The organism is Paucibacter aquatile (genome assembly GCF_002885975.1).
Classification (GTDB): domain Bacteria; phylum Pseudomonadota; class Gammaproteobacteria; order Burkholderiales; family Burkholderiaceae_C; genus Paucibacter_A; species Paucibacter_A aquatilis.
Genome location: NZ_POSP01000003.1, coordinates 2,863,871 through 2,882,741, shown reverse-complemented (window position 1 = coordinate 2,882,741; position 18,871 = coordinate 2,863,871). Strand labels below are relative to the sequence as shown.

Annotated in this window: 13 protein-coding genes; 9 read left to right on the top strand and 4 right to left on the bottom strand. The window is 68.5% G+C overall.

Translation table 11 applies throughout. The features are described from left to right. Positions 1 to 132 precede the first annotated feature (132 nt). The 3 genes from C1O66_RS15465 (at position 133) to C1O66_RS15455 (ending at position 5,509) form a co-directional block, all read left to right on the top strand. On the top strand, positions 133 to 711 hold the full coding sequence (locus C1O66_RS15465) for a PAS domain-containing protein (protein WP_102768701.1): 579 nt from the start codon (positions 133 to 135) through the stop codon (positions 709 to 711). A 125-nt stretch (positions 712 to 836) separates the two neighbouring features. Then, on the top strand, positions 837 to 4,559 hold the full coding sequence (locus C1O66_RS15460) for a hydantoinase B/oxoprolinase family protein (protein WP_102768700.1): 3,723 nt from the start codon (positions 837 to 839) through the stop codon (positions 4,557 to 4,559). A gap of 170 nt (positions 4,560 to 4,729) precedes the next feature. Beyond that, a complete protein-coding gene (locus tag C1O66_RS15455) occupies positions 4,730 to 5,509 on the top strand; it encodes a hypothetical protein (RefSeq protein ID WP_133155240.1) in 780 nt (259 codons plus the stop codon). 15 nt (positions 5,510 to 5,524) lie between these two features. Here C1O66_RS15455 and C1O66_RS15450 read toward each other — a convergent pair whose 3' ends face one another. The 3 genes from C1O66_RS15450 to C1O66_RS15440 are packed head-to-tail and all read right to left on the bottom strand — an operon-like array spanning position 5,525 to position 8,693. Further along, on the bottom strand, positions 5,525 to 6,742 hold the full coding sequence (locus tag C1O66_RS15450; protein ID WP_243392818.1) for an ABC transporter permease: 1,218 nt from the start codon (positions 6,740 to 6,742) through the stop codon (positions 5,525 to 5,527). Beyond that, positions 6,739 to 7,455 (bottom strand): ABC transporter ATP-binding protein, encoded by a 717-nt coding sequence (locus C1O66_RS15445; RefSeq protein WP_102768698.1) that lies wholly within the window; start codon positions 7,453 to 7,455, stop codon positions 6,739 to 6,741. Before C1O66_RS15445 ends, C1O66_RS15450 begins: the two co-directional genes overlap by 4 nt. Further along, positions 7,452 to 8,693 carry an efflux RND transporter periplasmic adaptor subunit gene (locus C1O66_RS15440; protein WP_102768697.1) on the bottom strand — a complete coding sequence of 414 codons (1,242 nt, stop codon included), beginning with the start codon at positions 8,691 to 8,693 and terminating at the stop codon, positions 7,452 to 7,454. Before C1O66_RS15440 ends, C1O66_RS15445 begins: the two co-directional genes overlap by 4 nt. 267 nt (positions 8,694 to 8,960) lie before the next feature. Here C1O66_RS15440 and C1O66_RS15435 point away from each other — a divergent pair, with 267 nt between their 5' ends. After that, positions 8,961 to 11,582: a zinc-dependent metalloprotease gene (locus C1O66_RS15435; protein WP_133155239.1), complete on the top strand. Its 2,622-nt coding sequence runs from the start codon at positions 8,961 to 8,963 to the stop codon at positions 11,580 to 11,582. Positions 11,583 to 11,686: 104 nt separating this feature from the next. On the opposite strand, the gene C1O66_RS15430 is transcribed toward C1O66_RS15435, so the two are convergent. Continuing rightward, positions 11,687 to 12,724: a zinc-binding alcohol dehydrogenase family protein gene (locus C1O66_RS15430; protein ID WP_102768695.1), complete on the bottom strand. Its 1,038-nt coding sequence runs from the start codon at positions 12,722 to 12,724 to the stop codon at positions 11,687 to 11,689. A 99-nt stretch (positions 12,725 to 12,823) separates the two neighbouring features. On the opposite strand from C1O66_RS15430, the gene C1O66_RS15425 reads away from it, so the two are divergent. The 5 genes from C1O66_RS15425 (at position 12,824) to fabI (ending at position 18,839) form a co-directional block, all read left to right on the top strand. Then, positions 12,824 to 13,774 (top strand): LysR family transcriptional regulator, encoded by a 951-nt coding sequence (locus tag C1O66_RS15425; RefSeq protein ID WP_102768694.1) that lies wholly within the window; start codon positions 12,824 to 12,826, stop codon positions 13,772 to 13,774. A gap of 176 nt (positions 13,775 to 13,950) precedes the next feature. Further along, entirely contained in the window at positions 13,951 to 14,280 is a 330-nt protein-coding gene (locus C1O66_RS15420; RefSeq protein ID WP_102768693.1) for a 2TM domain-containing protein, read from the top strand. A gap of 131 nt (positions 14,281 to 14,411) precedes the next feature. Further along, complete coding sequence (locus C1O66_RS15415) at positions 14,412 to 15,653, top strand: acetate/propionate family kinase (protein ID WP_341476783.1); 1,242 nt, start codon at positions 14,412 to 14,414, stop codon at positions 15,651 to 15,653. 2 nt (positions 15,654 to 15,655) lie between these two features. Then, positions 15,656 to 18,007, top strand: a complete 2,352-nt coding sequence (locus C1O66_RS15410; protein WP_102768691.1) for an alpha/beta fold hydrolase — start codon at positions 15,656 to 15,658, stop codon at positions 18,005 to 18,007. A 73-nt stretch (positions 18,008 to 18,080) separates the two neighbouring features. After that, positions 18,081 to 18,839: an enoyl-ACP reductase FabI gene (gene fabI / locus C1O66_RS15405; protein WP_207796025.1), complete on the top strand. Its 759-nt coding sequence runs from the start codon at positions 18,081 to 18,083 to the stop codon at positions 18,837 to 18,839. Positions 18,840 to 18,871 lie beyond the last annotated feature (32 nt).

Genomic DNA, 18,871 nt, shown 5'->3' with positions numbered 1-18,871 from the left:
CTCGGCTCCTTGGGAGCCGGGGCCTTTTTCTTGGCCTGCGCCGCGCCAAGCCGTGTGGATTTGGCACTTGACCTGCCGGGCGCAGGGTCCAACCCTTGACCCGGGCCGCCACGGCCGCCAAGATGGGTCGCTATGTTGGCCACAGTCATGGAAGTCGAACGTTGGCGGCGAGCCGTCCAGCAAGGCTGGTTCGGTGTCTGGGACCTGGACGCGCGCCAGGACACCGTCCACTACTCGCCGCGCTGGAAAGAGCATCTGGGCTTCCCCTATGCCCGCTCGGCCGACCACACCGCCTTCTGGCGCTGCCGGGTCCACCCCGAGGACCAGGCGGCCATGCTGACGGCCTTGCGCGCCCATCTGGATGGCAGCGAGCCCAGCTACGAAGCGCGCTTCCGCTTGCGCAGCAATGGATCGGGCTACCGCCAGATGTTTTCGCGCGGTTTGGTGCTGGAGCGTGATGCGCAGGGTGAAGCCGTGCGCGTGGTCGGCACCATGATCGACCTGAGCGAACGGCCCGCCTCACCGACGCCGGCGCAATGGGTGGAAGACGCGGCTGGTGCGCCTGGCGTGGGCATCAGCGCCACCCCGCCTTTTCACCAGCTGCTGGGTGATGCCCGGGCGGCCGCGCCGAGCTTCAACCCCAGCCGCATGCTCGATCGGGTCGGTGATTTGCTGGATCAGACCTTGCGCCAGGCTCTCGTCAGGGCCTGAGCAGGTTTCGGGCTCGCCGGTTCACCGGCTTTCAGGCCGCCTCGGCGCGCACGCGCTTTCGGCCGGGCGCGCGTTGCCGGGCTGCTCTGTTCCAATCGCGCTTTCTGCCTGAAAACGCCTGCCCCATGTCCGCTGCTGATCGCCTGCCCGCATCCGACGACACTTCCGCTTGTGCTCCGGCGCGCTGGCAGGTCTGGATCGACCGCGGCGGCACCTTCACCGACCTGGTCGGCCGCGCGCCGGATGGCCAGCTGCACACGCTCAAGCTGCTGTCCGAGAACCCCGAGCAATACCGCGATGCCGCGGTCGAGGGCATACGCCGTCTGCTGGGCCTGCGGCCCGGCGAGGCGATCACGCCGGCCCAGCTCGAATGCGTGAAGATGGGCACGACGGTGGCCACCAATGCCTTGCTGGAGCGCAAGGGCGACCCGACCCTGCTGGTCACCACGCGCGGATTTCGCGATGCCCTGCGCATCGCCACCCAGGCGCGGCCGCAGCTGTTCGCACGCCAGATCGTGCTGCCCGAGCTGCTCTACAGCCGCGTGGTCGAGGCGCAGGAACGCATGGCGGCCGACGGGCAGACGGTGCAGGCTCTCGACGAAGCCGATCTGCGCGCGCAGTTGCAAGCGGCCTTCGATGCCGGCCTGCGCGCCTGCGCCATCGTCTTCATGCATGCCTATCGCTACCCGATGCATGAGCAGCGCGCCGCGGCCTTGGCGCGCGAGATCGGCTTCAGCCAGGTCTCGGTCTCGCACGAGGTCAGCCCGCTGATGAAGCTGGTGCCGCGCGGCGACACCACCGTGGTCGATGCCTACCTGTCCCCTATTCTGAGGCGTTATGTTGAGCAGGTGGCCTCGCAGATGCCGGGCGTGCCGCTGTTCTTCATGCAGAGCTCGGGCGGCCTGACCGAGGCGCGGCGCTTCCAGGGCAAGGACGCGATCTTGTCCGGCCCGGCCGGTGGCATCGTCGGCATGGTGCGCACGGCCCTGGCCGCCGGCCATCGCCAGCTGATTGGCTTCGACATGGGCGGCACTTCCACCGATGTCAGCCACTACGCCGCCACGGCCGCAGAGGACGCTGCGCCGGCCTACGAACGCGCCTTTGACACCGAGGTGGCCGGGGTGCGCATGCGCGCGCCGATGATGAGCATCCACACGGTGGCGGCCGGTGGCGGCAGCATCGTGCGCTTCGATGGCGCACGTCTGCGCGTTGGCCCCGAGTCGGCCGGTGCGAACCCCGGCCCGGCCTGTTACCGGCGCGGCGGGCCTTTGACCACCACCGACGCCCAGCTGTTGCTGGGTCGCATCCAGCCCGATTACTTCCCGCGCTTGTTCGGCCCGCAGGGCGATCAGGCGCTGGATCTGGCGGCGTCGCGCGCGGGCTTCGAAGCCCTGGCGGTGCAGATGAGTGTGGCCAGCGGCCGACCGATCACGGCCGAAGAGGTGGCCAGTGGGGCGCTGGAGATCGCCGTGGGCGCCATGGCCAATGCGGTCAAGAAGATTTCGGTGGCGCGCGGCTACGACGTCAGCGGCTACAGCCTGCAGTGTTTTGGCGGCGCCGGCGGCCAGGCCGCCTGCCGCGTGGCCGATGCCCTGGGCATGAGCGTGGTGCTGGCCCACCCGCTGGCGGGCGTGCTGAGCGCCTACGGCATGGGCCTGGCCGATCAGATCGCCTTGCGTGAGGCCTCGCTGGAGCTGCCGCTGGATGCGGTCGGCCTGGCCGCCGCGCGTGCCCTGGCCGACCGCCTGCACAAGGCGGCCCGCACCGAGCTGCTGGCCCAAGGCCTGGCCGGAGATCGGCTGCTGCAGCAAACCAAGCTGCAGCTGCGCTACCAGGGCACGGACACGGCACTCAGCTGCACACTCGATGACGGCGCCACGCTGGCCCGCTTGCAGGCCGCTTTCGAGGCGGCTTACCGCCAGCGCTTTGCCTTCCTGATGCCGGGTCGGGCTCTGGTGATCGAGGCTGTGGCGGTGGAGTGCAATGCGCCCGGTGCCGCCTTGGCGGCCACAGCCCCGGCGCAAGACCTGACCCCACATGAGCCACGGGCGACGGCCGAACTGGCCATGTACTGTCCGGCCGACGAACAGCCAGCCGGCTGGCGCCCGGCACGGCTCTACCAACGCGAGCTGCTGCAGCCCGGTGCCCGCATCGCCGGCCCGGCCATCCTGGCCGAGCGCAATGCCACCACCGTGGTCGACCCCGGCTGGCAGGCCGACCTGCAAGCCGACGGCTTGCTCCTGCTGCGCCGCGTGCGCCCGCGCGTGGCTGCCCAGGCCGTCGGCACCGAGGCCGACCCGGTGATGCTGGAGGTCTTCAACAACCTGTTCATGAACATCGCCGAGCAGATGGGGCTGCGCCTGCAGAACACGGCCTACTCGGTGAACATCAAGGAGCGGCTCGATTTCTCCTGCGCCCTGTTCAGCGCTGCGGGTGAGTTGATCGCCAACGCGCCCCACATGCCCGTGCACCTGGGCTCGATGAGTGAGTCGATCAAGACCGTGATCGAACGCAACCCGGACATGAAGCCCGGGGATGTCTATGTGCTCAACGACCCGTATCACGGCGGCACCCACCTGCCGGATATCACCGTGGTGACGCCGGTCTATCTCGAGACGGCTGTTTCGGATGCCAGCCCCGACTTCTACGTCGCCTCGCGCGGCCACCATGCCGACATCGGCGGCATCAGCCCCGGCTCCATGCCGCCGTTTTCCACCGACATCGACCAGGAAGGCGTGCTGATCGACAACTTCAAGCTGGTGGAAGCGGGCCGCTTGCGCGAGGCCGAGCTGCTGGCGCTGCTGGCCAGCGGCCCGCACCCCTCGCGCAACCCGCAGCAGAACCTGGCGGATTTGCGCGCCCAGATCGCCGCCAACGAGAAGGGCGTGCAGGAGCTGCAGGCCATGGTGGCCCAGTACGGCCGCGCCACCGTGGCGGCCTACATGCAGCATGTGCAGGACAACGCCGAGGAATCGGTGCGCCGCGTCATCACCGCCCTGCATGACGGCCAATTCACGCTGAATCTGGACAATGGCGCGCAGATCCAGGTGGCGGTGCGCGTCAATGCCGACGAGCGCAGCGCCTGCATCGACTTCAGCGGCAGCAGCGCCCAGCAGCTGACGAACAACTTCAACGCACCCAAGGCCATCACCATGGCAGCGGTGCTCTATGTCTTCCGCACCCTGGTGGACGATCAGATCCCGCTCAACGCCGGCTGCTTGAAGCCCCTGCAGGTGATCGTGCCTGAGGGCTGCATGCTCAACCCGCGTGCGCCGGCGGCCGTGGTGGCCGGCAATGTCGAGACCTCCAGCTGTGTCACCAACGCGCTTTACGGCGCCCTGGGCGTGCTGGCGGCCAGCCCGTGCACCATGAACAACTTCACCTTCGGCAACGCGCGCCACCAGTACTACGAGACGATTTCAGGCGGTTCCGGCGCCGGCCCGGGCTTTGACGGGACCAGCGTGGTGCAGACCCATATGACCAACTCGCGGCTGACCGACCCTGAGGTGCTGGAGTTCCGCTTTCCGGTGCGCCTGGACGGCTACGAGATCGTGCCCGGCAGCGGCGGCGCGGGCCGCTGGCGCGGCGGCAATGGCGGCGAGCGCCGCATCCGTTTCCTGGAGCCGATGACGGCGGGCATCTTGAGCAATGGCCGCGAGCGTGGCGCCTTCGGCCTGGCCGGTGGCGCTGCGGGTGCGCCGGGTGCTAACTGGGTCGAGCGGGTCGACGGCCGGCGCGAAGTGTTGCCTCACATCGGCCAGGCCGAGATGCAGGCCGGTGATGTTTTCGTCATTCGCACCCCCGGAGGCGGGGGGTATGGGGCCGATGCCGATGAAAAAACCGCCTGAGCCAGAGAGAATGTGAACAAGACCGAACACGTATTTGTGGTCTGGTGTTTTGTAGCCAAGAGGCGTAGAGGAAGTTCACGGTGAAGCCAAGCAGCTCGGGCCGGCAGAGAAATGCCCTCGCAGTCCACGCGCGACCCCTGGTCGGGCTGCTGCTTGCCTGCACCCTGGGGGTGTCTTCCGCAGACCCGGTGGTGAACCCGGCTCTGGCGCCGTTGGATATGAGCAAGCTGCTGCAGGCGCCGCAAACGGGCTTGGTTCCCGGAACGGGTCTGGGCATGGGGGTGGGCGAGAACGCCCGAACCTGGTTGCCCAAGACCGAGTTCGGCCTCAGCGCCGCCGGCGGCGGCGCGGAATGGAACCCGAGTGGCAACGCGGCCGACGATGCCCGAGCCGAGGAGCAGAACGCCAGCAAGCCGCGCCCGTCCAGTGCCGCCGAGGCGCGCGGCTCGGCCCGACCCGATGCACAAGGGGGCGCCAGGGCTGCGCCCGCCGTGAATCGCCCCATGGCGGTCGATGACGGCCTGTTTGGCGAGGCCTTGCGCGAGCTGCATGACACCCACGAGTTCAAGGACCTGAAAGAGCTGTGGCGCGATGCCAATGCCGGGGTCAACAAGTTTCGCGACGGCTTTCTTTTCGAAACCCCCAGTGAAGAAGAGCTGGCACAGCGCCGCAGCGCCCGCGAGCGGGTGGACGGGCCCGGTGGTGCCACGGGGTATGGCGGCGGGGCCGCCAACTCCAGCTACCGCCCGCGCTCAGCGGCGGAGCTGGAGCGAGACGACATCCTGATCTCGGTGATGATCAAGCGCATGATCGAAGAGATCACGCCCTGGGCCATTGGCCTGGTGCTCAGTCTCTTGATCCTGCGCGCCGGTCTGGGCTACTGGCGCGCCCAAGCGCGTCAGCTGAATCGCTCGCAGATGGGCGGCCGGGGCGGCGTCTATCGCCCCTGAGCTTCAGCCTCAGGCTCAATCCTGCCGCAAGCACTCGATCGGCAGCAGGCGTGAAGCGCGCCGCGCCGGGTAGTAGCCGAAGAACAGGCCCACGCCGCTGGCAAAACCGATCGCCACCATGATGTGCTTGGGCGCCAGGCTCATGGCGAACGAGGTGTTGGCATTGACGCCCCAGGCGCCCAGGGCGGCGATGCTCAGGCCGATCAGGCCGCCCAGCAGGCACAGCACCACGGCTTCACCGAGGAATTGCCAGAGCACATCGCGCGGCTTGGCGCCGATGGCCATGCGGATGCCGATCTCACGCACCCGCTCGGACACGCTGACCAGCATGATGTTCATGATGCCGATGCCGCCCACCAGCAGCGAGACCGCGCCGATCAGGCCCAGGCCGATGGACAGGCCGCCGGCAATGGCCGCGCCTGATTTGGCGATGCTGGCCAGGTTGGTGACGGCGAAGTCGTCGGGCTTGTCGCCGGTGATGCGGTGGCGGTCGCGCAGCAGTTCTTCCACATCGAGCTGGGCCTCGGCCAGGCCGGCGGCGCTGTGGGACTGCACGCTGATGTAGTGCACGCTGCCCGGGCGCTGCAAGCGCATGGGCATGGCGCTGATGGGCACCAGGATCAGCTCGCCAAGCTCGGTGCCGTCCAGGGTGCGGCCGCTGCCGCCCAGCACGCCGATGACGGTGAAGGGCTGTCCGTCCAGGCGTACGGTTTGGCCCAGGGGGTTGCGGTTGCTGAAATGGTCGGCCGCCAGCTTGGAGCCGATCACCGCCACCCGGGCGGCGGCCTGCACATCGCGTTCATCCAGCGGCACGCCCTGCTCCACCTGCCAGCTGCGTAGGGCCAGCATGGCCGGTGTGGTGCCCAGCACCGTCTGGTTGCTGTTGCTCTCGCCGTACTGCACCTGGAAAAATCCCTGCAGCGCCGGCGCCGCGCCCTTGAGGCTGGGCAGCTCCGCCAGGGCGCGCGCGTCGGCGACCGTCAGGGCCGGCACCTCGCCGGTGCGGCGCTTGACGCCGCCGCCGTCCACCGGCGTGCCGTTCTGCACGATCAGCTGGTTGCTGCCCAGCACGGCCAGCTCCTTGTCGATGAAGGCGCGCACGGCATCGCCGACGCTGAGCATCAACAGCACCGAGGCAATGCCGATCACCACGCCCAGCATGGTCAGGGCGCTGCGCAGGCGGTTGGCGTTCAGGGAACGCAGGGCCTCGAGAAAAATCTGCATCGGGTTCATGCGTGCGCCTGTTCGGAAGGCAGGCCATCGAAGGCGACGCGGCCGTCTTTCAGACGCACCAGGCGCTTGGCATGCAGGGCCACATCGGGCTCATGGGTCACCAGCACGATGGTCAGGCCTTGTTCACGGTTGAGTTTTTCCAGCACGGCCAGCACTTCCACCGTGGTCTGGGTGTCGAGGTTGCCGGTGGGCTCGTCGGCCAGCAGCAGGGGCGCTTCATTGGCCAGGCTGCGGGCGATGGCCACCCGCTGCTGCTGGCCGCCGCTGAGCTGGTTGGGCATGCGCTTGGCCAGGGCGCCCAGGCCCACGGCCTCCAGCAAGGTCTGCGCCCGCGCCTTGGCCTCGCTGCGGCTGCGCCCGCCGTAGATCAGGGGCAGGGCCACGTTCTCGAGCACGCTCATGCGCTTGAGCAGGTTGAAGCTCTGGAACACAAAGCCGATCTCGCGGTTGCGCAGCGTGGCGTGCTCGGTGGCGCTCAGCTGGCTGACGTCGCGACCCTGCAGCAGCAGCTGGCCGCTGTCGCAGCGGTCGAGCAGACCCATCAGGTTCATCAGCGTGCTCTTGCCCGAGCCGCTGGAGCCCATCAAGGCCAGGTAGTCGCCGCGCTGCACGGTCAGGTCGATGCCGTGCAAGACTGGCGTTCGCACATCGCCGCTGAGGTAGCTCTTGGTGATGCCGCGCAGCTCCAGCACCGGGGCGGCGCCGAGGCTCACAGCTCCTCCTTCTTGTCCTTGGACGCGCGCCGGGTGACCACGGCATCGCCGCGCTTCAGGTCGCCGCTGAGCAGCTCGGTGAAGCGGGTGTTGGAGATGCCGACCGTGATCTCGTGCGCTTTGAGGTTTTGCTCGGCGTCCACGGTGTAGACCTTGTAGACACGGGCGTTGCCGCGCAGATTGCTGAGCACGCCGTCGTCGTCGGGGCGGGCGGCCTCGCTCTTGGGGGCTGAGGCGGCGGACGCGGCGGATGCGGCAGCTTTGGCGGCCTTGCCCTGCGGCTTGAGGTCGTCTTCGTCGGGCTTGAAGCGCAGGGCGGCCGTGGGCAGGCGCAGGGTTTTGCCTTTGCTGGCCACCACGATGCGGGTCTGCGCCGTCATGCCGGGCTTGAGGATGCCGTCCGGGTTGGGCACGTTCACGATCACGGTGTAGGTGACCACGCCCTGGGTGTTGGTGGCGTTCAGGCGGAACTGCTCGACCTTGCCCTCGAACTCGCGGTTGGGGTGGGCATCGACCACGAAGCGCACCACCTGGCCGGTCTGGATCAGGCCGGCATCGGCCTCGCTGACATTGGTCTGAATGACCATCTCGCGCAAGTCCTTGGCGATCAGGAAGAGCTCGGGCGTCTGGAAGCTGGCGGCCACGGTCTGGCCGACATCGACGCTTCGCTTGATCACCACCCCGTCCACCGGGGCGCGGATCACGGTGTTGCCGAGGTCGGTCTCGGCCGCATCAAGCTGGGCACGGGCGATGCCCAGGTTGCCGCGCGCCACCTCCAGCTCGCGCAGGCTCTGGTCGCGCTGCGGCGCGGCGATATAGCCCTGGGCCTTGAGCGCCTCGTTGCGCTCCAGATTGCCGCGTGCAAACGCCACCTGGGCCTCGGCCGAGGCCAGCTGCGCCTTGGCCTGGCGCACCCGGGCCTGGAAATTGGCCGGGTCGATGCGCAGCAAGACCTGACCCTTCTTGACCGTGTCGTTGAAATCGACCAGGCGCTCGGCTACCGTGCCGCTGACCGCTGCGCCGACCACCACCGTGGTCACCGGCTGCAGATTGCCGTTGGCCATCACGACTTGGGTGATGGCGCCCTCGTCGATGGCGGTGCTGCGGAAGCGCTCCGGCGGCGGCTTGTGCTCTCCGCGGTTGAAGGCCACCCAGCCGGCGCCGGCCAGACCGAGGACCACGAGGGCGACGACGCTGCGCCGGGCGAAGAGTTTTTTGAGCGAGGTGGAAAGTGCCATGGCGGCTTTCTAACCGCGAAGGCCAGGGCGGGGAAGCATGCGCAGCGATTTTTGCGATCAATCGACAGATGGGCTGCATCAATGGCGGGGGCGCCGGCTGCCCCCCGGGTATTCCCCGGGGCGATGACTTCCGACGCGCGCGCGCCCGCACGACACAATTTCGAGATCGGGAGTCACCCTGTTTGTCTGTGCGCGCCGCCACTGGCAGGCACGTCGCCGGGGCCCTGAACAGACCCGGGGCCACCGCCCCCGCAAAGGAAACCATCCATGTCCTTGAAATTCCCTGGCCCCGTGGCCACTGCCACTGCCTCCGCGATTGCCCTGGCCATCGCCGCCCTGCCGGCTCTGGCCGCCGACCCCAAGCAAGCGCCCGAGGCCCCGGCCGGCGCGGCCGCGCCCGCAGCCTCGGCTGCCCGTCCGGCCACCCCACCGGCTGCGCCCGACGCCAGCGAACCCAAGCCCTTTGACAAGGTCATCACGGCCGAGGCCAAGAGCCAGACCGGCCTGTTCAACATCCACAGCCTCAAGGGCAAGACCTATTTCGAGATTCCCAAAGCCCTGCTGTCCAAGCCCCTGCTGATGGTGGCCACGGCCACCGCGGTGCCGGCCAATGTGGACCATGTCGGCAAGGAGCTGAACACCGAGGTGGTGCGTTTCACCCTGCAAGGAAACCGGGTCTATCTGCAGGTGATGTCGCATGCCTTCGTGGCCGACCCGAGCCGGCCGATTGCACCTTCGGTGGACGCCTCGCAGCGTGACACCATCGTGCTGAGCTTCCCGGTCGAGGCTTTTGCCAAGAGCGGCGCGCCGGTGATCGAGGTCACCCGTCTGTTCAACAGTGAGGTCGGTGATTTCTCGGCCCGTGGCATCGTGCGCGGCAACTCGGTGGACCCGAGCCGCAGTTATATCGACAGCACCAAGGCCTTTGCCGGCAGCTTGCGCATTGACGCGGTGCACACCTACGGCGTGACGCCCACCCCGGTCACTCTGCCCCCGGGCCTGCCGCCGGGCTTCCAGCTGCCGCCGCAGCCGCCCAAGTTCGCCAGCGTCAATGTGGCCTACAACCTGGTGCGGCTGCCTGAAGTGCCGATGCAGCCGCGCATCATGGACGACCGCGTGGGCTTTTTCAGCATCGCCCGTGTTGACTTTGGCAGCGATGCGCAAGAGAGCAAGCGCGAGCGCCTGATCACCCGCTGGCGCCTCGAGAAGAAGGACCCGAGTGCCGCCCTGAGCGAGCCGGTCAAGCCCATCGTCTGGTACATCGACAGCTCCACCCCGAGCAATCTGGTGCCCTATGTGAAGAAGGGCATCGAGGCCTGGAATGTGGCGTTTGAGGCCGCCGGCTTCAAGAACGCGGTGCAGGCGCGCACCTTCCCGAGCAAGGAAGAAGACCCCGAATTCGACCCCGCCGATGTGCGCTACAGCATCATCCGCTGGGTGCCGAGCCCGATTGCCAATGCCTACGGTCCCCACCTCAGCGACCCGCGCAGCGGCGAGATCCTGAACGCCAACATCGTGATGTATCACAACATCATGCAGCTGCAGCGCGACTGGTACATCACCCAAGCCGGTGCTGTCGATCCGCGCGCCCAGCAGCTGCCGCTGCCCGACGATCTGATGGGCGAGCTGGTCGGCTATGTGGTGACGCACGAAGTCGGCCACTCGCTGGGCTTTCCGCACAATATGAAGGCCAGCTCGACCTACCCGGTCGACAAGCTGCGCGATGCCAAATGGCTCAAGGAAATGGGCCATGTGCCCACCTTGATGGACTACAGCCGCATCAACTATGTGGTGCAGCCCGAGGACAAGATCGACCCGGCTCTGCTGATCCCCAAGATCGGCCCCTACGACATCTTCGCCACCAAATGGGGCTATGCGCCCATTCCCGAGGCCAAGACCGCGGCGGCCGAGAAACCGGTGCTGGACAGCTGGATCCGCGAGCAGGACAGCAAGCCCTGGCTGCGCTTCACCTCGCCCAAGGGCGAAGGCGAGTACGGTGATACCACCGAAGCCGTGGGCGACGCCGATGCCGTGTACTCCACCGGCCTGGGCATCAAGAACCTGCAGCGCATCGTCAAGCAGCTGCCCAAGTTCGCGCTCAAGGATGGCGACAGCGACAAGAACCTGGAAGACCTGTACCGCGCCAGCTGGGGACAGTGGGGCCGTGAGCTCGGCCATGTGACCGCCATCGTCGGCGGCTACAACTATCACAACAAGCATGGCGGCCAGGCCGGCGCCGTCCACAGCCCGGCCCCCAAGGCCAAGCAGGCCCAGGCCGTGGCTTTCCTGAACGAGCAGCTGTTCAAGACCCCGAGCTGGTTGTTCGAGCCCGCCATCCTGGAGCGCGTCAAGCCCTCGGAACCCGCGAACATGCTGCTGAGCGCTCAGCGCAACACCTTGCGTGCCCTGCTGGATCGCAGCCGCAGCGCCCGATTGCTGGCCCAGGAAGCCGCCGCGCCCGAGGGCAAGGCTTACCGCCTGGACGAGCTGCTCGCGGATCTGCGCAGCGGTGTCTTCAGCGAGCTGAATGCCGGCGCCGCCAAGGTCAGCGTGCCGCGCCGCAATCTTCAGCGCGCCTACGTCGAGCTGCTGGCCGAGCGCCTGGCGGCGCCCGGTGCCTCCGGTGCGGAAGAAGGCCGCCCGGCGGTGCGCGCCGAGCTCAAAGGCCTGAAGTCGCTGTTCAGCGCCAAGGCCGCTTCGGCCGGGGACCGCGTGATCAAGGCCCACTTGGACGAGCTGGCCGATCTGGCCGGCAAGGCCCTGGACCCGCGCGCTTCTGCCGCCACGGCCAGCGCAGCCGCCCTGCCGGTGGCCCGCCCGGGCCTGGACGAAGAAGGCCGCTTCGGCCACCAGCACAGCGAGGCCTGCTGGCCGCAGCTGGCACCCTGAGCGATCGGGCTTGATCCGTCCACCTGCTGGTGGGCGTGAATGAAGAAGAAAAGGCGGGCCGCAAGGCCCGCCTTTTTTCATGCCGGCCCATGGCCTCCGGGGTTTCAGCCCGGCCAGCCTTCCAACACCAGCTTGCCCTCGGTGTGCTGGCCTTCCAGGCGCTGGTGGGCCTGCTTGAGCGTGGCGGCCGAGATCGGGCCGAGCACTTCGGACAGGGTGCTGCGCAGCGCGCCGGTGTCCACCCGCCGCGCCACCTCGGCCAGCAGGGCGCCGACCTCGGCCACATCATGGCTGGCGTGCAGGGCGCGGGCGAACATCAGCTCCCAGTGCAGGGACAGGGCCTTGCCCTTGAGCGCCATCACATTGATGGCCTCGGGCGGGAAATCGTCGATCAGGCCCAGCCGGCCCTGCACCTCCAGCGCCTCGACCAGGTCGGCGAAATGCTGGCCGGTGTGGCTCAGGCTGGCGGCGTAGCGGATCGGAGGAAGTTGGTGCTGGCTCACCAGCTGCTTCAGCTGTGGCGCCAGAGGCTGGCGGTGGTCCACCACATGGTGGGCGCCCAGGGCTTGCAGGCGGGCGGCGGTTTCGGGCCGGCTGGTGCTGGCGATCAGGGTCAGGTGGGGCAGTTGGCGGGCCAGTTGCAAGAGGATGGAACCCACCCCGCCATTGGCTGCGGTGACCAGCAGGCTGACCGAGCGCTCGGGCTGGTGTTGCACCTGCAGGCGGTCGAACAGCAGCTCCCAGGCGGTGATGGCGGTCAGCGGCAGGGCGGCCGCCTCGGCGTCGCTGAGCGAGGCCGGTGCCCGCGCAGCCAGGCGGTGGTCCACGGCCTGGAACTGGGCATAGCTGCCCGGCCGGTTGATCTCGCCGGCGTACCAGACCCGGTCGCCCGGCTGGAAGCCCTGCACCTCGGTTCCGACCTCGCGGACGATGCCCACCGCATCCCATCCCAGCAGCACCGGCGTCTGCGCCTCGGCGGCCGGCCGGCTCAGGCGAACTTTCACATCGACCGGGTTGACGGCGATGGCGCTCACCTCGACCAGCAGGTCGCGCGGCCCGGGTGTGGGGCGGGGCAGCTCCAGGTCCAGCAAGGACTCGGGGGCCGAGAGGGGCAGGTTCTGGAAATAGCCAACAGCTTTCATGGGATGACTCCGGTGAGGCCGGGACCATCCCGGCGATGGACGCTATCCTCCGCCTGATTGGCTTTCTGAAAAAGCCATGAATCGAAGCGACTGTTTCAAATGAAAATTGAAAATACCGACGAGCTGCGCCTGCTGCTGGAATGTGCCCGGGGCGGCAGCCTGACGGCGGCCTCCAAGGTCATGGACATCACGCCGGCGGCGGCCAGCGCCATGCTCAAGAAGCTGGAGGCCCGCCTGGGTCTGCGTCTGGTGGAGCGCAGCACGCGGGCCCTGCGCCTGACTCAGGCCGGCGAGCAGTTGCGCGAGCATGGCCAGCGTGCGCTGGAGCTGCTGGACGAGGGCCTGGCGCTGGCGCTGGAGGCCGACCCGGTGGCCGCCGCCGGCAGCCGTGCCGCGGGCGCCGACACCCCGCGCCTGCGCGGCCGCATCCGCGTCTCGGCGCCCAGCGATCTGACCCGCCAGCTGCTGCTGCCCTTGTTCGACGAGTTTCTGGCACGCCATCCGGCGGTGGAGCTGCAGCTGAGCGTCAGCGATTCCGTGCTGGACCTGCTCAAGGACGAGGTCGATCTGGCCCTGCGCTACGGCCAGCTGCCCGACTCGGGCCTGGTGGCGCGCCGCCTGGCCTCGGCCCACCGCATGGCCGTGGCCAGCCCGGCCTATTTGGAGCGCCATGGCCGGCCCCGCCATCCGAGCGAGCTGAGCCAGCACGCCTGCCTGAGCTTCAAGATCCGCAACCGGCTGGAGCGTAGCTGGCGCTTTCGTCCGCGCGGGCAGGAGGCCGCCACGCCCCTGGTGGTGGCGGTGCAGGGCCCGCGCAGCTGCGATGACGCATCCATCGCCCATCTCTGGGCGATCCAGGGCCTGGGCGTGATCTACAAGAGCGCCCTCGATGTGCGCCTGAGCCTGGCCCGCGGTGAGCTGGTCGACCTCTTCCCCGACTGGCAGGGTGACCACCTGCCCCTGCACGCCCTCATGCCCAGCCAGCGCTTTCTGCCGCAGCGGGTGCGGGCGCTGGTGGAGCATCTGGCGCAGGGGCTGGCGGCGGACTGAGCTGCGAACGAGGACATCGCGACCTGGACACAGCGGCCTGGGCACCGCTGTCATTGGTCGGCCTCGGTGTCGATTCGCGCCCGCAGCCCGCACTTGGTCTCATGACAGTGGCTCGGCGTCGGCCCCGCCGCGACGATGGCGCCACATCAGCACCCACAGCCCAGGAGCGCCGCATCATGAACCACAGCCTGCCTTCCTCCCATATCGACGCCAGCGACGCGGTCGACACCCCAGAGACTCGCTTGCTGCGCGAAGCCCGCGAGCGCGTCGATGCCCAGATGGGTTTCCTCGGCCACCTGATGGTGTTTCTGGCCGTCAACGCCGGCCTGTTCCTGCTCAGCGGCTTGCAGCAAAGCTACTGGAGCTTCTTCCCGCTCTGGGGTTGGGGCCTGGGTCTGGCCATCCACGGCCTGGCCACCTTGGCCAAGCTGCACGGCCCCAACCTGCGCCAGCAGCTGATGGCGCGCGAGCTGGCGCGGCTGCGCGGCGAGCAGCGCCAGGCCTGAGGAAAGCAAGTTTGACCGATCGGATCAGGGCGGCTGTCACGAAGACGGCAAGCCGCAGTCACGGGTGGGTCATGCGGGCTGGATAGCGTCCAGGCATCTGCATCGATGGGGTGGCTGGCGCCGCCCGGGTCATGACTATGGCTGCGACCGATCTGCTCCTGACGCTGAATGCCGGCTCGTCTTCGCTCAAGTTCGCGCTCTACGGCCTGAGCCAGGCGCTGCCCTTGCTGGCACATGGCCAGGTGGAAGGCCTGGGTGATGAACAACGCCCCCGCCTGCATGTCAGCCTGGCCGATGGTGAGCGTCACACGCAGTCCCTGGCGCATCAGGCAGGTCGCCCCGACCATGACACCGCGCTTGATGTCTTGCTGGCGCTGCTGCAGGCGCAGTTCCCGCGGCGCAAGGTGCGCGCCGTCAGCCACCGCGTGGTGCATGGCGGGCCTGAGTTCGCGCAGCCGGTGCGTCTCGATGCGGCGCTGCTGCAGGCCTTGGCGGCCTTCTCGCCGCTGGCGCCTTTGCACCAGCCCCACAACCTGGCGGGCGTGCGCGCGGCGCAGGCGGCCTTTCCCGCCGCCGTGCAAGTGGCTTGCTTCGACACGGCCTTCCATCGCAGCCACCCGTTTGTGGCCGACACCTTTGCGCTGCCGCGCCGCTTCTACGAGCAAGGGGTGCGGCGCTACGGCTTTCACGGCCTGTCCTACGAGTACATCGCCCGGCGCCTGCGCGAAGCGGACCCGCTGCGGGCGCAAGGCCGGGTGGTGGTGGCGCATCTGGGCAATGGCGCGTCCATGTGCGCCTTGCTGAACGGCCGCTCGGTGGCCTCCACCATGGGATTCACCGCGCTCGATGGCCTGCCCATGGGCACGCGCTGCGGCCAGCTGGACCCCGGCGTGCTGCTGTACCTGATGAGCGAGCAGGGCATGAGCGCCGCCGAGATCAGCGAGCTGCTGTACACGAATGCAGGGCTCAAAGGCTTGTCCGGTGAATCGCACGATGTGCGGGTGCTGGAGGCCTCGGGCTCGGCCGCAGCGCGCGAAGCCCTGGCCTATTTTGTCGATCGCGCGCGGCGCGAGCTGGCCGGCATGACCTCGTGCCTGGGCGGACTGGACGCCCTGGTGCTGACCGGCGGCATTGGTGAGAACGCCGTGGGCGTGCGCGCTGCCCTGCTGCGCGATCTGGCCTGGATGGGCATCCATTTGGACCCCGAGGCCAACCGCGACAACGCCGCCGTGATCAGCAGCCCGAGCTCGCCCGTTTGCGTGCGGGTCATGCCCACCGACGAAGAACGCATGCTGGCCGAGCATGCGCTGGAACTGCTGGCCCGCGACGCCGGCTCCACCCTGCCTCCCGAACTCACCTGTTCCCTGGACTAGCCATGAGCCCCAAATTCAGTGTCAGCCATGCCGCACAGCGCCACCGCGAGGAGCTGGCCACCTGGTCGCGCCTGACGGAACGTCTGGCCCAGGCGCAGCAGCGCCAGACCGAGCGCATGCGCCACAGCCATCTGGCGCGCAGCCAGGCGCTCTGGGATCAGGGCTTGAGCCTGGCCCAGTCCTTTTGGGCCATGGCCCTGGGTGGCCAGCTGCCGCAGCAGGCTGGCAGTTATGCGGTGGATGCGGCGCAGCGCCTGTGCCTGACCCTGGACACCCTGCGTGAGCGTGGCAACCAGGACCAGGCCCACGAGGCCGCCGGCACGCCGCCGGTGCTGGACTACGACTACGAGGAAGTGGTCGACGGCCGCCAGCTGCCGCGCCCGGTCAACTACCGCCTCTTGCGCATCACGCCACCGGCCGGTGTTGAGGTCAAGGACTGGAAGCGGCCCTACATGATCATCGACCCGCGCGCCGGCCATGGCGCCGGCATCGGCGGCTTCAAGCATGACAGCCAGGTGGGCGTCGCCTTGCGCGCAGGCCACCCGGTCTACTTCGTCGTCTTCCGCCAGCACCCCGAGCCGGGCCAGACCCTGGCCGATGTGATGCGCGCCGAGGCCGGCTTCATCCAGGCCATCCGCCGCCTGCACCCGGAGGCGCCCAAGCCGGTGGTGGTGGGCAACTGCCAGGGCGGCTGGGCCACCCTGGTGCTGGCGGCGGCCAACCCCGAGATCTCGGGGCCCCTGGTCATCAATGGCGCGCCGGTGGCCACCTGGTCGGGCAAGCTGGGCGAGAACCCCATGCGCTACAACGGCGGCCTGCTTGGCGGCGCCCTGCCGGCGCTGCTGATGTCGGACCTGGGCCATGGCGAGTTCGACGGCGCCCATCTGGTCTCCAACTTCGAGCAGCTCAACCCCAGCCGCAATTTCTTCGGCAAGTACTTTGACCTCTACCGCGAGGTGGACACGCGGCGCCAGAGCTTTCTGGAGTTCGAGCGCTGGTGGGGAGGTTTTCATTTCTCCAACGAGGCCGAAATCCGCTGGATCGTCGAGCAGCTCTTTGTTGGCAACCGCCTGTCGCGCGGCGAGGCCCAGCTGGAACCGGGCCGCCATCTGGACCTGAAGGCCATCCGCTCGCCCATCATCGTGTTCGCCAGCCGCGGCGACAACATCACGCCGCCGCAGCAGGCGCTGAACTGGATCGTCGACACCTATGCCGACGAGCACGAGATCCGCATCCGCGGCCAGCGTATCCTCTACATGGTCCACGACAAGGTCGGGCATCTGGGCATCTTTGTGTCTTCCTCGATCGCCAACAAAGAGCACACCGAGATGGCCTCGACGCTCAAGACCATCGAGTCCCTGCCGCCCGGTCTGTACGAGATGACCATCGATGCGGTGCAGGGCGAGGGCCATGCCGAGCATTTCACCGTCAGCTTCCACGAGCGCCGGCTCAGCGATATTGTCGAGAGCGAGGCCCACGAAGGGCGCGAGCAGGAGCACGACTTCGCCGCCGTGGCCCGCCTGTCCGCCCTGGGCACCGATGCCTACGAGCTGGCCCTGCGCCCCGCAGTGCAGGCCCTGGTCACGCCGCAGCTGGCCCAGCTGATCCGTGACGCCCATCCTGCACGCATCAGTCGCCGGGCCTTTGCCGACTCGCACAACCCGGCCATGAAGTGGCTGGGCCAGATGACGCCCCAGCTGCAGGCCAACCGCCGGCCAGCCGCGCCCGACAACCCCTGGCTGGCGCTGGAGCAGCTCTCGGCCCAGGGCCTGATGCAGGGCATGGACCTGCTGCGCGATCTGCGCGACGCGGCCTACGAGAACAGCTTTCTGGCGATCTACGGCACGCCCTTCATGCAGTGGCTGGGCCAGCCCTTCGCGCGCGAGCGCATCCACAAAGACCCGGCCGAGTTGCGCTACCTGCCCGAGGTGCAAGCCATGCTGCTGGGCCTGGACAACGGCGGCTACCGCAGCACGGTGATCCGCATGCTGATTCTGCTGGCCGAGTCGCGCGGCTCGGTGCGGCGCGACCGCCTGGAGCGCTCCGCCGAGGTGCTGACCCAGCGCGAGCCCTTTGCCTCGCTGACGCCCGAGCGGCGCGCGGCCATGATCCGCGAGCAGTCGGTCATCATCGAGTTTGAACCCGAGGCCGCGCTGGCGGCCCTGCCGCGCCTGCTGCCGCAGCGCGAGGAACGGGTGGCGGCCTTGCAGGTGGTTGAGTACATCCTCGGCGACGTCCGCGAGATGGAGCCCCGCACCGTCGCCCTGCTACAGCGCATGCGCGAGCTGTTTGAACTCGCCGCGCCCGCGACTTCTCCCGCGCCGCAAGCGCTCACCCATGCAGAGGAGGCCTGAAGCCATGAGCCACGACAACAGCGCCCGCGACCCCCTGCCCAAGATCTGGGACGAGGACACCCGCGTCGGCGACATGCTCAAGGGCAAGCGCGGCCTGGTGGTCGGTGTGGCCAATGGTGACAGCATCGCTTTCGGCTGCGCCGCCAAGCTGCGCGCCTTTGGCGCCGAGATCGCACTCACCTACCTCAACGACAAGGCCCGCCCCCATGTCGCGCCCCTGGCCGAGGCCCTCGATGCACGCCTGCTGATGCCGCTGGACGTCAGCCAGCCTGGCCAGATGCAGGCCGTGTTCGAACAGCTGCGCGAGACCTGGGGAACGCTGGACTTCGTCATCCACTCCATCGCCTTTGCTCCGCGCGATGACCTGCACGGCCGAGTCATCGACTGCTCGCAGGCCGGCTTTCTGCAAGCCATGCAGGTGTCCTGCCATTCCTTCATCGAAATGGCGCGTTATGCCGAGCCCTTGATGAACCCCGGTGGCGCGCTGATCACCATGAGCTACCACGGCGCCGACAAGGTCGTGGACCACTACAACCTGATGGGCCCGGTCAAGGCCGCGCTTCAATCCAGCGTGCGCTACCTGGCCAGCGAGCTGGCCGAGCGCCAGGTCCGCGTCTTCGCCGTCTCGCCCGGCCCGCTGCGCACCCGCGCGGCGTCCGGCATTGATCATTTCGACGCGCTGATCGACATGGCCATCAGCCGCGCGCCGGCCCACCGCCTGGTCGACATCGCCGAAGTCGGCCGCCTGGTCGCCTTCTTGGTCGGCGGCGGAGCGTCGGGGATGACGGGGGACACGCTGTATGTGGATGGGGGGCTGCACCATATGGCGTGAGGGGCGAGCGTTCGCTCGCGCGGCCTCGCGCC